At 41.8% G+C, this 15,308-nt stretch carries 22 protein-coding genes; 2 read left to right on the forward strand and 20 right to left on the reverse strand.

Going from position 1 to position 15,308, the window contains the following annotated elements:
• Positions 1 to 3: 3 nt before the first annotated feature.
• The 13 genes from V3851_RS08340 to V3851_RS08400 form a co-directional block, all read right to left on the reverse strand.
• Positions 4 to 636 (reverse strand): uracil-DNA glycosylase family protein, encoded by a 633-nt coding sequence (locus V3851_RS08340; protein ID WP_331846064.1) that lies wholly within the window; start codon positions 634 to 636, stop codon positions 4 to 6.
• Complete coding sequence (locus V3851_RS08345; RefSeq protein WP_331846065.1) at positions 633 to 1,244, reverse strand: HD domain-containing protein; 612 nt, start codon at positions 1,242 to 1,244, stop codon at positions 633 to 635. Before V3851_RS08345 ends, V3851_RS08340 begins: the two co-directional genes overlap by 4 nt.
• 220 nt (positions 1,245 to 1,464) lie before the next feature.
• Positions 1,465 to 2,076, reverse strand: a complete 612-nt coding sequence (locus V3851_RS08350; protein ID WP_331846066.1) for a histidine phosphatase family protein — start codon at positions 2,074 to 2,076, stop codon at positions 1,465 to 1,467.
• 46 nt (positions 2,077 to 2,122) lie between these two features.
• Entirely contained in the window at positions 2,123 to 2,998 is an 876-nt protein-coding gene (locus V3851_RS08355; RefSeq protein WP_331846067.1) for an alpha/beta fold hydrolase, read from the reverse strand.
• Positions 2,999 to 3,249: 251 nt separating this feature from the next.
• Positions 3,250 to 4,224, reverse strand: a complete 975-nt coding sequence (glpX, locus tag V3851_RS08360) for a class II fructose-bisphosphatase (RefSeq protein ID WP_331846068.1) — start codon at positions 4,222 to 4,224, stop codon at positions 3,250 to 3,252.
• 14 nt (positions 4,225 to 4,238) lie between these two features.
• Positions 4,239 to 5,051: a pyruvate, water dikinase regulatory protein gene (locus tag V3851_RS08365; protein ID WP_331846069.1), complete on the reverse strand. Its 813-nt coding sequence runs from the start codon at positions 5,049 to 5,051 to the stop codon at positions 4,239 to 4,241.
• Between the two features lie 22 nt (positions 5,052 to 5,073).
• On the reverse strand, positions 5,074 to 5,685 hold the full coding sequence (locus V3851_RS08370) for a helix-turn-helix transcriptional regulator (RefSeq protein WP_331846313.1): 612 nt from the start codon (positions 5,683 to 5,685) through the stop codon (positions 5,074 to 5,076).
• Between the two features lie 307 nt (positions 5,686 to 5,992).
• Positions 5,993 to 6,427 carry a GNAT family N-acetyltransferase gene (locus V3851_RS08375; RefSeq protein WP_331846070.1) on the reverse strand — a complete coding sequence of 145 codons (435 nt, stop codon included), beginning with the start codon at positions 6,425 to 6,427 and terminating at the stop codon, positions 5,993 to 5,995.
• A 30-nt stretch (positions 6,428 to 6,457) separates the two neighbouring features.
• Positions 6,458 to 7,147 carry a DinB family protein gene (locus V3851_RS08380; protein ID WP_331846071.1) on the reverse strand — a complete coding sequence of 230 codons (690 nt, stop codon included), beginning with the start codon at positions 7,145 to 7,147 and terminating at the stop codon, positions 6,458 to 6,460.
• Between the two features lie 123 nt (positions 7,148 to 7,270).
• On the reverse strand, positions 7,271 to 7,804 hold the full coding sequence (locus V3851_RS08385) for an HAD-IIIA family hydrolase (protein WP_331846072.1): 534 nt from the start codon (positions 7,802 to 7,804) through the stop codon (positions 7,271 to 7,273).
• A gap of 69 nt (positions 7,805 to 7,873) precedes the next feature.
• Positions 7,874 to 8,197, reverse strand: coding sequence for a DUF3139 domain-containing protein (locus V3851_RS08390; RefSeq protein WP_331846073.1), 324 nt, complete (start codon positions 8,195 to 8,197; stop codon positions 7,874 to 7,876).
• Between the two features lie 320 nt (positions 8,198 to 8,517).
• Positions 8,518 to 8,967, reverse strand: coding sequence for a hypothetical protein (locus V3851_RS08395; RefSeq protein WP_331846074.1), 450 nt, complete (start codon positions 8,965 to 8,967; stop codon positions 8,518 to 8,520).
• A 3-nt stretch (positions 8,968 to 8,970) separates the two neighbouring features.
• On the reverse strand, positions 8,971 to 9,255 hold the full coding sequence (locus V3851_RS08400) for a GNAT family N-acetyltransferase (RefSeq protein ID WP_331846075.1): 285 nt from the start codon (positions 9,253 to 9,255) through the stop codon (positions 8,971 to 8,973).
• 217 nt (positions 9,256 to 9,472) lie between these two features.
• On the opposite strand from V3851_RS08400, the gene V3851_RS08405 reads away from it, so the two are divergent.
• Positions 9,473 to 10,222, forward strand: a complete 750-nt coding sequence (locus tag V3851_RS08405; protein WP_331846076.1) for an SDR family NAD(P)-dependent oxidoreductase — start codon at positions 9,473 to 9,475, stop codon at positions 10,220 to 10,222.
• A 76-nt stretch (positions 10,223 to 10,298) separates the two neighbouring features.
• Here the strand turns inward: V3851_RS08405 and V3851_RS08410 are convergent, their stop codons facing one another.
• Positions 10,299 to 11,282 (reverse strand): DUF4339 domain-containing protein, encoded by a 984-nt coding sequence (locus V3851_RS08410; RefSeq protein WP_331846077.1) that lies wholly within the window; start codon positions 11,280 to 11,282, stop codon positions 10,299 to 10,301.
• 168 nt (positions 11,283 to 11,450) lie between these two features.
• Here V3851_RS08410 and V3851_RS08415 point away from each other — a divergent pair, with 168 nt between their 5' ends.
• Complete coding sequence (locus V3851_RS08415) at positions 11,451 to 11,684, forward strand: hypothetical protein (protein ID WP_331846078.1); 234 nt, start codon at positions 11,451 to 11,453, stop codon at positions 11,682 to 11,684.
• 123 nt (positions 11,685 to 11,807) lie between these two features.
• Here the strand turns inward: V3851_RS08415 and V3851_RS08420 are convergent, their stop codons facing one another.
• From V3851_RS08420 to V3851_RS08445, 6 genes are read right to left on the reverse strand one after another with little or no spacing between them, the layout of a single operon-like run.
• The gene (locus V3851_RS08420; RefSeq protein ID WP_331846079.1) at positions 11,808 to 12,335 is read right to left on the reverse strand and encodes an NUDIX hydrolase; all 528 of its coding nucleotides are present in this window, start codon (positions 12,333 to 12,335) and stop codon (positions 11,808 to 11,810) included.
• A gap of 48 nt (positions 12,336 to 12,383) precedes the next feature.
• Positions 12,384 to 13,181: an aminoglycoside phosphotransferase family protein gene (locus V3851_RS08425; protein ID WP_331846080.1), complete on the reverse strand. Its 798-nt coding sequence runs from the start codon at positions 13,179 to 13,181 to the stop codon at positions 12,384 to 12,386.
• A gap of 43 nt (positions 13,182 to 13,224) precedes the next feature.
• Positions 13,225 to 13,749: a GNAT family N-acetyltransferase gene (locus V3851_RS08430; protein ID WP_331846081.1), complete on the reverse strand. Its 525-nt coding sequence runs from the start codon at positions 13,747 to 13,749 to the stop codon at positions 13,225 to 13,227.
• 59 nt (positions 13,750 to 13,808) lie between these two features.
• The gene (locus V3851_RS08435) at positions 13,809 to 14,291 is read right to left on the reverse strand and encodes a tetratricopeptide repeat protein (protein ID WP_331846082.1); all 483 of its coding nucleotides are present in this window, start codon (positions 14,289 to 14,291) and stop codon (positions 13,809 to 13,811) included.
• Between the two features lie 42 nt (positions 14,292 to 14,333).
• A complete protein-coding gene (locus tag V3851_RS08440; RefSeq protein ID WP_331846083.1) occupies positions 14,334 to 14,840 on the reverse strand; it encodes a phosphotransferase enzyme family protein in 507 nt (168 codons plus the stop codon).
• On the reverse strand, positions 14,837 to 15,307 hold the full coding sequence (locus tag V3851_RS08445) for a phosphotransferase (protein WP_331846084.1): 471 nt from the start codon (positions 15,305 to 15,307) through the stop codon (positions 14,837 to 14,839). Before V3851_RS08445 ends, V3851_RS08440 begins: the two co-directional genes overlap by 4 nt.
• Position 15,308 lies beyond the last annotated feature (1 nt).

Raw genomic sequence — 15,308 nt, forward strand, 5'->3', positions numbered from 1 at the left:
AATTCACAAATGAATTCCTGCATATTCAAAAGCATTCTTAATATCTTCAACGATCATTGATCTTTTGCTTTTTTCGATATTAAAACTGTCCCCGGTCTGGGTGTAGGAAGGGTAAAATCTAATCTCGTTATAAATGTACTCGCCATTTCTAATTTTATATGTTGAACCGGTAGGTATAACCTTAACTCCGTGCTTTTTCTTATATATGTAATTTACGGATTTGATCGCAAAATCCCCCATGCACATGATGGATTTAACCTGATCAAATGGGGTGATCTCGCTTTCCAAAACCAGGCTGCAATTTTTAATAGTATTTGCCGATACTAAATAATCTTTCTTACTGCATTTAATTGCCGTTGTTAAGTACACTCCCATTTCGTTAAGCTCCTCGGGAGAATTTATCTGGTAACCGGCTTCCCTTAGAACCTGCTGAGTCGTCTTGAAAAATGAGGCATTTTGATGTGTATAAAAATAGTCCTCTAAATTTTTGGGAATTGCTTCGGAGATCATGATGACTTTAACCCGATCCCTCAAAATTTTCGCTTCTGGCAAATAGGCTTCATGATTTACGTCCTTGCAATTTTTTTCACATAAAAAGCAATTATTTTTGGACATAGCAACCTCCATTACTTTCAATAATGTATTTCTCCCTTACATTCCAACTTAAATCTATCTTGAAACTGTTTCTCAAATTGAATCTTCATATCAAAAATTTCCTGCGATTTTGCATAATTTAATGCGCTTCTTGAACTTTCAAGATATTTCATATAGTCTTCACTATCCCATAGCGAAATCGCATCAAAGACGTTCTCTTCGGCATGAGCGCTGTACATTATTTTCAACCATATTTCCAAGGTTCCGAAATGATCCAGTATATCGGCGTCCTGGACAATTTTAATGTAAAATGGAAGTTCATTGCGGTCCCGAGTATTGTGACGCGCAATAATGTCGGACACTAGTTCAAGATTCTCCGGGGGCAATTCATCCCGCAATAATGATTTCACAAGTTGTGCTCCTGTTTCATTATGGGGCTCTATCCCTTTCGCAACATCGTGAAACAAAGCCCCGACATAGATGATGTCATCTATAGATCCTTGCTCGGAGAATAATTCTTTTCTTAAGTTTATGGCCAATTTGGCCACCCTCTGACAATGGTAGTAAATAAACCCCTTCTCCCTATACAAATGTGACTTTCTATTACCCATCGTCTTGAAGGCGATTTCATTAATTCTATCCAAATTCATTCAATTATCACTCCGATTTCTTCTGATCCCTAAAGTCGTCCTTAATTGCATCTTGGGGATCCCAGATTGACCAGGCCGCTTCCAATAAATTTCCTTCATTATCCCTAAAGTAAAAATATTTCGCTTCCCCGGCCCCTAAAGTGTGCAGATCATCAACGGGAATTCCTTTATTTTTTAGCAATTGATGATATTTTTTAGTTGCAACATCTTCGAATCGTCCTCACTTTACTATGAATTCCTGCATGTCATGTTCAACATTTAAGTGCTTTACACAGTTATATAGCTTACAATCCCAGCTAAATGGATCTTTATTTTTATTTATAATGGTAACCGATGTATTGCGGAGATGTTCTTCCGTATCGATGTACGGGACTAGTTTCTTTAAGGTGAGACCAATTAATACACCGTGACTTACTATCAATATTTTTTTATTGGGATGCCGTTCCGAAATATCCGTAAGACATTCTATTCCTCTCGCCATGATTTCCTCGTTTGATTCTACGCCGAGATCCAGCCTGGACCAGCCGTATCCCCATTTGTTGACTCTATCTTGTTCCGTTGTACCCTCAATAAGCCCGCAGTTCATTTCCCTTAGGCGTTGGTCGGTTTTTACTTCGATATGCTTGATTCTTCCTATCGTTTCGGCCGTTTCGAGCGCTCTCGATAAGTCGCTTGAATAAATAAGATCCCAGTCCTCGTTCTTCATTCTCTTAGATAATAGTTCGGCTTGTCGGCGTCCTTCATCGTTTAATGGTATATCGGCATGTCCCTGCAGCCTGTATTCATAATTCCAATCTGTAACTCCATGTCTGATAAGCCCTATAACTGTCATGTTTGTTCCTCTTTCACACTTGTTTTTGGGGTGATTTCAAAAAATGTTAAGATAGAAAACTTACTATCTCATGATGAATCACATCCGGTTGCTCATGGTTTATGGCATGTCCCGCTTCTTTAATAATTTTATAGTTCAGCCTATTATCCTCTAACCTCTGGATCGCCTTCGGATAATTGCTTAGTCTATCGTTCTCTCCAATTAAAAATAACACCTTTTCTTTCAAGACCGTTAATTCATCATCACCATTCATTTCGATTTTGTGCTGCATCATTGATTTGTTATTAAAATACTTCAATAAATAATACCAATGCTTTACCAATAGATCATTATCTTCAAATTTCGAAAAATTTGGGCCGCTCAGCTTTCTTAAAAGTTTCCTGCAATTCTTTTCCGACGGAAACATGGCTTCAGGCAAAAAAGCCGCCATCATTTTGGATAACACTTCAAATTGACTGGAGGGAATTCTGCCTGCCAGACATATTGCCTTGTTTACTTGATTTGGTCTCTTTAGTGTATAGTAGTAAGATAAATATGCACCATATGAAACCCCGCATATATTTGCTGTATGTATTTCCAGAGAGGTTAAAATATCATCAATCCACTTGACTTGATCAAAATGTTTATCATATGCCGAATTAGGCTCGCTTTTTCCCGAACCGCCTATTGCATCAACGGCAATGACATAGAACTTGTCCGACAACGCTTTAATGTTGTAAACCCACATCATCGCCGAATTATCGGCGGTACCATGAAAGAGCAGCAAAGGCGGATTTTGCGAATTGCCGGCGGTAATGATATGTGTCTGACCGTAGGTGGTCTCAATATCCTTTTCCTCGTAATCCGTCCCCCAAGTATTTAACAACGCCTCATATGATTCTATTATAAATTGTTGTCCGTTTAAGTTCTTGTATCTCTTCATTGTTATCCTCCTTCCATCAAACTTCTTTAAACATATAAATCTGTGACGTACGACGTACGATAAAGAGGACAGTATGAAACGGTAAATGAAATACCTTCATTCCCTTCCTAAGGGAACAACGGAGAAAACGCCCCAGCCTAAGATAAGAGCAATCTAAGGCTGGAGCGTTTTCTGTCAGGGCTCTTTCCATGATTATACATCCGAAAACCGATAGGCGATAGCCTTTGCATGAATCAAGTAAAACACATTATTTACATGGCCGCCTCGGTGATGTTATCCCTCGTTCCGGTCAAATGGTGGATCGTACGCAGATAGCTGACCGTCCGGTTTGAGGAATGCATGATGACCGAATGGGTCTCGGCTTTGCGGTTGGGCAAGTATCGGACGCCGCTCAGCAGGTCGCCGGAAGTGACGCCGGTCGCGACGAACAGCACATTCCCCCGTCCGACCATATCTTCCATATTAAGCAGCTTATGCGGGTCTTCCATACCCATCCGTCTGCACCGGTCAAAATCCTCGGAAGTATCAGGCATTAAACGTCCTTGCATTTCTCCGCCGAGGCATTTCAGCGCGGCTGCGGCAAGGACGCCTTCCGGCGCGCCGCCGGAGCCGACGTACATATCCACCTCGCTCTCCACCGCGGCCTCGATCGCTCCCATGACATCGCCATGTCCGAGGAGCTTGATCCGGACTCCCGCTTCGCGCAAGGCGGCAATCATCTCCCGGTGGCGTACGCGATCCAGGATCGACACGGTCATATCGGACAACGGCTTATGCAAAATTTCCGAGGCTTTGGAGAGCGTCACCCCGATCGTATCGTTCAGGGAAAGACGGCCGGCCAGCGCCGGGCCGACCGCCAGCTTCGCCATGTAGATATCCGGCGCATGGAGCAAATTCCCTTCGGGAGCGGCGGCGATTACGGAGATGGCATTGTTGAGCCCGTTCGCCACCGTTTCGGTGCCTTCCAGCGGGTCGACGGCGATATCGATTCTCGGACCGCGGCGGTTGCCGACTTTTTCTCCGATATACAGCATCGGCGCCTCGTCCATCTCCCCTTCGCCAATGACGACGGTACCGTCCATGTCCACGGAATGAAACAGCCTCCGGATCGCGGCCGTTGCGGCCTCGTCCGCGCTGTGCTTGTCGCCTCTCCCGGTCCAGCAAGCCGCCTCCAGCGCGGCTGCCTCCGTAATTCGAGCTAATTCCAAAGCAATATGACGTTCCATCGTTCTCCCTCCAATTATCTCTGTTTTATCTGCTTCATGATCAACACGGCCGTTTCCTCGATCGCTCTTCCCGTGACGTCAATCATCGGGCAGCCCAGCGATTCGTACAGGTTCCGGGCATAGTCCAGTTCCTGCTTCACCCGATCCAAAGAAGCGTAGTGGGCCTGATCGGGCAGTCCCATCGATTTGAGCCGCTCGGCTCGGATGTTCACCAGCTGCTCGGCGTCGATCGTCAAACCGACGAGCTTCGTGCTGCCGATTTCCCGGAGCTGCGTCGGCGGCGCCAGTTCGGGGACGACAGGGTAATTCATTACCTTGAGTCCTTTATGCGCCAAAAAAATCGACAGCGGTGTTTTGGATACCCTCGATACCCCGAGCAAAACAAGATCGGCTTTCAAGATGGCGCCTACATCTTTGCCATCGTCATTGTTGACGGCGAATTCCACCGCTTCCACCCTGCGAAAATAATCCTCGTCCAGCCGGTGCAGCAAACCGGGCAGCCGCTTCGGCGTATCGTTGAACGTATCGATAAAAGCCTGCATCATCGGCCCCATAACATCGACGGCCCGAACGTTCAGCCGGACCGCCTCTTCTCGAATGGCCTCCCTGAGCTCCGGCTGGACAAGCGTATAAGCGACGAATCCGCCGCGCCGGTGAACTTCCTCCATCACCTCGCTGATCTCGTCTTCCGTGCGGACGTTCATCACACGCTTGATTTCCGTATCCTGCAGCTCAAACTGCCGAAGCGTGGCCCGGACGACCGCTTCCGCGGTTTCCCCGACCGAGTCCGAGCAAATTGCTATGAAGTGCGCCTGCTCCCGGTTCATCCCATTCCTCCTGTTGATTTGTCTATTCCTCTGCCAGCATTTCGAGCAGCATTTTAATGATATTCGTCTTGGAAATCCGTCCGACGACCTTCCATTCCCCTGCTTCGCCGTTTGGCGCCGGGACCACGACAGGCAGGCTGTCGATCTGGTAGGCGATGATCTTACGTGCCGCCTCCAGCACCGTGTCATCGGGCGAAACGGTAATCATGTTGGCCTTTCGCGTCATAATAAAGCTCACCGGCATCGCGGAAGCCGAAGCATTCCCGAGCGTGACTTTAAGCAGATCTTTGCGGGAAACGATCCCGGCAAGTAAGCCGTTATCATCCGTTACGATCAAATGCCCGACATTTTCAAGAAACAGGGTCACGACCGCTTCCTGAATCGTCGTCGTTTCGCGCACGACAACCGGTACGCCATGAACGTCGCCGACCTTCATTTCCAGTAAACGAAGCTTGCTTCCGTTTTCCGACTGGGCTCTTTTCCCCAGAAAATACCCTACCTTCGGTTTGGCATCGATATAATCGAGCATCACCAGAACGGACAGATCCGACCGAATCGTCGGACGCGTCAGATTCAGCATTTCCGCGATCTGCTCGCCGGTGATGGGGGCATGTTTTTTTACGATTTCCACAATTTCCGTTTGGCGTGGCGTTAGCTTGATATCAATCCCTCCGTTTCCGGATTTACGCGCTCCTGTCGAGCGCTTGTGTCAACGGCTTCCCCCTCTCTTTTTCCCGAGTTGGAAAACTATTCTGGATATATAGTACGTCATAATTATTTATAATGCAATATATAATACATACTATTTTAGATTAAAGTGGTTTTATTTAACCAAAGTCGAGTGGTGAATTAGGTAAAAAAACAACCCGCCCCTTTCAGTGAAAGGATACGGGTTGCAACGGTTTAAGCTCGGGCGTCGTCTATGAGTGACTAAACTAAACTTAATGTTCAAATTTATAAACGACTTCCCCATCGATCACTCGCCCATCCGGTTGAAAGCCTAATTTTTCATACAAATGCTTCGCCAAAACATTCTCCGGCTCAAAGCTTATGTAAATGACTCGGTGCCGTGTATCTTCTTTAATTAAGTCAATAAGTGCCTCCATAGCAGCCTTTCCATAGCCTTTTGACTGATGCTCGGCATCTATCATTAAGCGATAAATCCAATATTCTTGGTCCTCCGCATCTATACAATACATCGTAAATCCCACCAGAACATCATCATGATATATCGCCAAGCAAACACATTCCGGGAAGGCCTTGGCCTGAGCAAGCGAGAATAAATTCGTTGCTACGAACCCTTTTTGTTCATCGGCCACCCCCAGCTTAATGACCTCGAAAAAATTATTACGATCTACTTCCCTAAGTGCGATCATATATACTCCCCTATCCTCTTATCTGAGAAATCACATCTTTTGTATCCTATGTTTTATACGAATAGATTTATTTAAGTGCACAAAAATATGCCTTGTCGCCGGCATGAGTATTAATCCGGCAATATTCTTTTTGCTCCAATATTCAAGTAACCACGAAGCTTCATCTTTAACAGCATGCTGCTCTTTTAGCTTGTGTATTCTTTCGGCTTCCACCTTCAATTTAAAATCGCCCGGTTTTAAAGATGAAACAATCTCACGCGTTTTGCGCCCAACTTCAATGCGGTAGGCGAATAACGCTGGAATATCAATATGATCGCTTAAATCGGCAATTTCATCATCTGTCATTTCGTTCCCGGAATGGGAGTAGTCGATCCGAAGTTTCTTATCCCAATTACCGAAATAGAAAACTTGTTTATCATTATTGATCAGAACATTCATCGTCATATCTTCTATTCTTGTAACATGCCATAAATGCCAGGCAATAGAGTTTTTCGTATCCGGAGCGGCCACAGGGTATCTGCGAAGTGTTTCCTCATTTATGTCTTTGACTAATTCATCTTCTAAAGTATGTATCCCCAAATCGCTCATTTGGAATGAATGCAATAAACTATGTTGATTCAAAAATAAATTGACCGCATTCTTATGATGGTGTGGTTTTAATATGATATTTGTTAGTGTTTTGTGATTTTCATTCCACTGTTTTCTTTGGTCCATATCCATGGTGAGCCTCCAATATTGTTATTTAGGAGAAGATTCGCTCGGCTAACCAGAACTTTAATTCATCAAATGTCACGTATAAAAGACAAAAGTATGCGGATTATCATTAGGTGATGTTTCCGCCAGCTACGAGTTTCTTTCCAGAACCCATTTCACCGCTTCATTAATATCACTAGCTATAAAGTCAGGTTCAACTTCTTTCCATTTATCTCTGTCTACACTCAGTGAACCTTCACCCCACCCTGTTCTGACCAACACTTTCTTAGCTCCGGCAAAATGTGCAGCCAGCATGTCCGTATCTCCCACATCGCCAATCACGACGCACCTGGATAAATCCAAACCATACTTCTCTGCTGCCGCAAATAGCATTCCTGGTTTTGGTTTACGGCAATTGCAACCTTCGTATTTTCCGTGCGGACATATGAAGGAATCATCAAAGCCATAGGTGTTAAATTGCGATATAAACTCTTCTACTGTGGCTGCTCCTCTAGAGATCCTGTTCTGATTCGTAAAAGCAAATACCTTCAGCCCGGCTCTCTTTAAGCTATTTATTGATTCTTGAGCACCCGGGAATAAAACGAAGTCTCTGGGGTGAAGAAAGCGGCCAGTACCTCCAATAGTCCCGTCCCGATCGATAAATACTGCCTGCCAATAGGCCAAACTTATTCCTCCTTTTGATTTGCCATACATTTTAATAACTTGTTGTTTCTTGCCGACTGATAACGACTTTTATTCGAATGGATCAAAATGTTTTAGTTCCGCTTCTTCTATGTCATTGTCTCCCTGCGCAGGTCGATAACTAAACTGTATTACTTCATTATGGGCAAAGTAGATATATTCAACATTAGGCTCATCCTTAAAAGTGACCGTTACAAAAAAAGACGGTAATTTGACTCCCCACACTCCTTTAACGGACTTTAAATCGTCCTTGTTATAATTTTGTTCTTCAACCAAATAATCGGTTACTCTATTTGCATATATTTGCTTGTTGGCTTGCACATAAATTATGGGCGTTGCTACTAATATCGTTACTAAAGCAGCTATAATTCCCATTATTTTTGCTTTCCTAAATCGGCTGATCGTTAATCCCTCTTCTCTTTACCTTCTTTCTTAAATCTTTGTTCAAGCGACCGCATTCCTTCATTCCCCTCATGTACGATATACTTTAATGTTATACCTAGAACTAGGGAGAACACCGAGAATACAAAACTAATTGAACAGATAATCAATCCTCTCAAATCATTTGTAAAATTATATCGAAACACCTCCATACTACGACTACTAAAGAAAGTAATTAATGAAATAAGTAGCAAAATAACTGAAATGCCAATTAAAAGGTTCGATAATCTATTTGTTTTTTCAAAGTCGATCACTTAGATAGCTCCTTCTCTATTTTGAGTGCTCTCATCCTTAAGCCTTTCTTTAATTGTGATAGTATATAAAATTTGAACAATCATTAAAACAACGTTGGCAAACAGACATAATCCTGCAGCGATCCCCGCCGCATCTGTCAGTTTCTTATTATTGATAAGCCCGAAGAATACAACGGGATCACCCACATCGCCGCCATCAGGCAATAAAATATTGCAGAGTAAATAAGTGCAATAGAATGAAATATTGACAACCTTCATGAATTTTGAATTTTTATAGTTATTATGATGGTAGAAGCTGTTTGAAAAGTAAAAAATAATAGCGTGAAAAATCATCGGTATCGCTAAAAACACCCGGATCCATCCAATATTCATAAACCAGGAAATAACAACAATGAATATAAATAAAATAGACAAAATATTATATTTTGCCTTGTTGGATAACGGACCCATATTCTAAATCCCCCTTTGCCGCTGCATGACTATAAAATCCATTTCTTCATCCCCAACTTTGCTTTTAAACGATTGTTTGCTTACAAAACCAACACGTTCATATACTTTAATCGCTCGTTTGTTAAATTCAGCTACCACCAGTTGAAGATTTGATGTTTGATAATTTTCTTGAACAAATTGAATGCAGCTAGCTAAGAAGTCTACTCCCTTCCCTTTGCCGGTAAGTGAAGGATTTAAACCTTTCCATATTATAGATCGAATAGGCCTCTTCATAAGTCCAGTTGGCAATTAAGTTAGCATACTCTCCTGTCATTAAATAAAAGTTGAGTGCAAGCATATACTTATACGCTCCTTTAATGTTCACGTATTCAAGGGGCTTCAATATGTCTGAGCTTATTCATAATTAGACATCTAACTGCGGATTCCTTGTTTTTGCATAGATCCATTTTGATTCTGGTTATACTACGATGCAGGAATTCCATCTTTATTAGGGAGGGTTAAACTCATGAGCAACACGGCAATTATTACCGGCGCCGGCAGCGGACTGGGACAAGCAACCGCAGTCCGGTTAGCCAAAGAAGGCGTCAATATTGTAGCGGTAGACATTAGCGAGAAAGGCGGAAACGAAACGGTTGAAATGGTTAAGAGCTTGGGCGTAGACGCTATTTTCGTTAAGGCCGACGTTTCCAAGCCCGAAGAAGTGAAAAATTATGTTGATCAGGCCGTGGATCGTTTCGGCACAATCGATTATTTTTTCAATAACGCCGGAATTTCCGGCAGCGGTGCATTTTTCCTCGACTCCTCGATCGAAGAGATTAACCGAAATGTCGGCATCAATTTATTGGGAGCTTTGTATGGCGTCCGCTATGTAGCCGAAGTTATGCTGAAAAATGGTGGTGGTTCCATTGTTAATACGTCATCCAGTGCGGGGGTAATCGGCCAGGACTCCGTCGTCACCTATTCCGCCACCAAACACGGTATTGTCGGTTTAACCAAAAGCATGGTCGCCGAATATGCCAAAGATGGTTTGCGCGTAAACGCTATTGCTCCGGGACCTACCGAAACGCCAATGGTCAAAGCTTTCTATGAAGCGAATCCGGAAATGAAGGCCAATGCGACAAGCGGCATTCCGCAAAAAAGGCTGGGAACACCGGAGGAAGTAGCCGAACTGGTTACGTTCCTGCTGACTTCTAAAGCGCAGTACATAAACGGCGAAGTGATCCGGATCGACGGCGGGTTTACAAATACCAAATAATCTTCATAGCACATTAGCCGCTCGTTCTTTCCAAGGACGAGCGGCTTTGCATTTTATATACCGACTAATAATCTATCTACTCATCATACATGCTATTCATCAACACAGTATACGTTGTCATATCTTGTGGTACGTCATTAAACTCCAATGCATATAACTCAAATGAGTCATCATTATTTAGCTTGAATTGCATAAGTACCTGTGTATTTTCCCCTTGATATGTAATTTCACCGGTCACATTAATATATGTATTTCTATCGTCCGCTACAAAAGCCTCCCATTTCGAGTTTAGAAAATAGTTATCAACCATTTGACTCACCGTTTTATTCGGATACGAATTCAGTGTCCCGTCTTTAACCAGATCAACCGAGCTTGGGTCTACAATACCTGTAATACCGGAAACCCAAGTCGGAGTAAAGGTCATGATAACAAACGTTATACACCAAACTATGGCATATACATTTTTCTGTTTCAATAAATGTGCTCTTCTAAAAAGATAAACGGGGACAAGGAATATGGCCCAAAACAACATTGCTTTAGTGTTATAGCCGGCTTTTTTTAGCTTTCTTTTATCATTTACACACAATATGGTATTGAGCACGAGCGTAATAAACCATAATGAACCGCTGGCTGCGCCGATTGCTCCGGAAATAATATATTCTAATAAAGTTCCTAAAATTGGCGTGAACGCTAATATCCAAACTAATGTATTATTAATGTCCTCAGCTTTCAACGGGGGTGGTTCACTACTTAGATCAATCAAATCCGTCTGGCTTATGTCCGCCCACTCTGACATCCCGGATTTCCAGACTTTCGTGGTTAGAAATACTTTTTCACTTTTATAAAGGTCGAGCAACTCGTGCCTTGAAACCGGTCCGAGTCTTTCCCCTCTTAATGCATAGAACCATTCTTTTGTTCCTTGATGTCCTTGATCTGTTAATCCGATATCTATCGAATTATACAAATTCTTACTTTCTTTGCTTTTGTCCCATTTCAAGCCCTTAAGTTTATACGGTGTAAAAACGATATTCCCGCAATTAGGGCAAATTGTACTTTTCATGTTCTCCTGTTCCTGCCCGCACTTGGCACAAAACATATTTTCACTCCTTTTGTTTGAATTATTATACTAGCTGTCTCGCCACTGACATCGGAGCCATTCCTTCAAAATATGTTATAATGTATTAAATCCAATGTTCCTGTCAATATCCTTAGTAAGGAGTTGAATCCTATGGCCGTGAGCAAAAAAGAGCTTGCTGACTTAATTGATAAACTATCCGAAGAAGATGTTCCACTTGTAGCTGATTTAGTGAAACGACTTATTCACCCATCTGACTATCATATTCCATTTGATGATGAGCCATTGACAGACGATGACCTTCAGGCAATAAGAGAAGCAAAAAAGGAATATCTTGAGGGGAAAACTATAAAGTTCGAGGATATTCTAGATGAATTACAAAATTGAGTTATCTAAGCGGTCATACAAATACCTAGAGAAACTCGACAAGAAGAGCAAACAACGAATTTCAAACTACTTACTACTTCTCACCGAAAACCCCCGTAATCCCGAACTAGATATAAAGAAAATTCAAGGCGAATCCTCGATGTATAGACTTCGAGTTTCTCCGAATAGCATCCCGAATCTATGCTTTAAGTAATACATAATTCCTGCTCGGTCCACGTCTGAGAACTGCCTGGGATCTTCAAGCATTAATTTATATATTTCATCAATGGTTTCCCATCTGATGTCTTTGGTTTCGTCCCCGGCTGCTAATGGATTCCCTTCTGCCTTACAAATAAAATACATTCCCACAGAATCCACTGGCCCTTTTATAGTCTGATATACACAATAGGGTTCTACGCACTCCACTTCAAATTCCGGGTTAATTCCACGGGTATCTATGTATTTTTGACTCCCCTCTACTTCTACCACTATTAATCCCGTTTCTTCATATACCTCACGCCGGAGTCCCTCTAATATCGGTTCGAACAATTCTAATCTACCGCCGGGTAGCTCCAGTGCTTGTTCGTTCTTTTTATTCCGGGTTTGAATAATTATTTCCGTAGAATTGTTCCTTTGCCGTTCGATAAATGCTCTCGCATTGACATAAAACATTTATGAATCACCTTCATCTTCTTAAAGATCAATTTTTATTTCTTTCGTTCAGTACCACCAATCATTAAAATGCTGTTCAAGAAACCGAACCTCATTCTCGTAATGAGCTAAATGCCCTTCTTCAACTAGTCTTATAAACGCTGCTTCACCAGTTGCAGCGCGGTCGGACAGGGTTGTGCACATATAATTAATTCGTGAAATTACCCACTGCTTCAGATCACTTGGTGCTTGAATACCATAAGAATTGAAAAATATCTCGATACGTTTCCTTCGGCTGGCTGCATGACTTTCTCTACTGTAATCAACAACTACTCGATCATTTTCTCCTGGAGAAAAACTCGAAAGTGGAACGCATGTATACAATGTGTAAGCGATATCCCAAATACGCGGCCCTGGCCCCGCCATATCAAAATCTATAATACCTATAGGACGTTGTTCTTTAAACACAATGTTATACAATGCAGCATCATTGTGACAGACAATCTCATGTAATGACGGCTCCGGATACTCATTAATTGACTTTATAGATGTTTTAAATCCTAAAGTTGCATCGTGGTAACTTCTTAAAAGTTTAGCCAGTTCGGCTAAGACTTCGTCCGACCACATATATCTATCAATTTCAGGATAATCGTTTCCTGAAACAACACCGTCAATAAATGATAGGATTTCTCTCCCCTTCTCATCCGTACCCATGTATCTAGGCGAATAGGGATAGCCGATCTTCTCTAGGTATTTTAGCAATTCATGTACAAAAGGATTAGGTTTAGCATTACGGCGTACTGTCTCTCCCACCCTAACCACGTTATTTATATTTCCCCCGGAAAGGGCTTCTTCGCGTGCTGACACTGTCCTTCCTCCTTCTGTGCACAACTCTCTTCCACGAGCGTCTTTAAGATTTCTTTATCCAGTACCTTTTAATTACATTTCCATTCCCCTCAACGTAATCCGAATCCGGTTCCCCCCCATTTTTAATTATGGTTTTTTCCGATCCCACATTGTCTGCATCACAGACAACTAATACCTCTTCTATTCCAAGTTTCTTGGCCTCAACCAAAGATAATTCCAAGAGCTTGGTTGCATATCCTTTACGTCTTTCAGATGGGCGGATTCCATAACCAATGTGCCCACCGGCATGATATAAATATTCGCTTAGCTGATGTCTTATATTAACGGCACCTACTACTCTGTTGTTATTATCTATCAACCAAAATGTTGAGTCTGAGACCCATCCATCAGGTAGGCCAATCCCTGCTTCATTATCGGATAGTGAAGTCAACATCGCTTGAAAATCACTTGGATCCTTACTAATGACCCAAGGAACCATATCTTCACCAGATTTTTTCCATTCTCGATAAAAGGATAAATACTCCGTCTTAAGTTCAGCTTGAGGTTTTACCAATCTTAAATTGTCCATTAGATTCTAGTCCTTTGATGGAATTTTTGATTGTGTACACGTAAATATGGCGATAGATGTTAATTCCATGTCTGATTCAACTTATCCGAATAAAATAAAATTGCCTTCTTATACGTTTGAATACCGATATCATTACTTGTTTCCGCTAATTGCTTTAATAAAATTTCAATCGATTCCCCATACTCTTTCTGATTAAATCGCACCATTGCGTAAAATACTTGGAATTCTCTTCGATCAGGATATTCGTTAATTGCTTCCTCCAGAATAAATTGAGCCTCATTATACATCCCTAAAGTCCGGTAAGTACTGCCTAATCCTAAATAGGCACCTTGCCTTTCTTCACCCGTTAATCCAAGCTCCAATGCCTTTTTATAATAAGGTACTGCCGCTCCTTCCGCCCCCATCACGTCATGGACCCATGCACATTGATACCAAACGGATGGATTCATTGGTTCTTGTTCCACTAATTCAAGCAATATAAATCTTGCCTCTTCTAAATGGCCTGATTCTCTCAATTGTATGGCCTCTTCCAATACTTTCATGTTCATCATTCCTTCCGAAAAGCCCCGGCCTTATTGCTGATATCATATGCCTTCCTGAGACACCAGCGATATCCCAAAATATGAATTTTGATATATTAGTGTCCGCTTCATTTCTTCTAAATAATCCAATTGCTTCTTGTTTAAATTTGCTGTATCTAAATATTGATTGTGATATACATATGAGTACAGATGTCTAAAATTAATAAAATAGTCTATCTTGTTGATTATTTCATTCACTGGGTTTACCTTTGAATATCCATCGACAAACGATTGACAGAATAAATTTGCAAACTTGCCTCTCTCTTCTGTTTCTTTAATGGATTGTGAAGCATGATATATTGAAATTGCAATATCATAAGCGAACCAGCCATTTTCACTATCTCCAAAATCGATAAATGTTAAATCACCTTCGTCATAGATCAAATTTTGATTGTGAAGATCACCATGTATGATTCCATAAGTATCCTTAGTTCTGCCCATAGAGTTTAATTCAGCAAGATAGTAGTCCCATTTCTCTTTAATGTTAGGGTCTAAATCCTTTAAATTCATATGATAAATATCTTGTTCATGCCATTCTGGTCTCTTTTACCTTTGTACAACTTCGACAGAGCATGCATCGTACCCATTCCCTGTCCCCAACGATTAAATAATTTATTATTCCATACATCCTTATTATTGACATCAATGTGACTTCCCCTTGCCTTCTTGTATGCAATAAAAAACAAAGTTTCGGACAAGTTGTTTATGTATGAGCCTTTTATTAATATTGGCACAATTACGTTAAGACCATGTTCACTGAGAAAATTAGTCCATTCCACTTCAGACATAACCCGTTCTTCACTGTCTACTTCTTTATTAAAGATCTTAATTACGATTGGTTCTTTAGCAATGATTTCGTACACATTACCGGAATATCCACCGAGCAAACGAATCTCTGATGAAGAAGAGTAGCCTAATAAATCGAGAATATGGATTAATACTGTTCTTGCTTCCCTTCCAAAATTATATATTTTCAAT

The organism is Paenibacillus haidiansis (genome assembly GCF_036553665.1).
GTDB classification, from domain to species: Bacteria; Bacillota; Bacilli; order Paenibacillales; family Paenibacillaceae; genus Fontibacillus; species Fontibacillus haidiansis.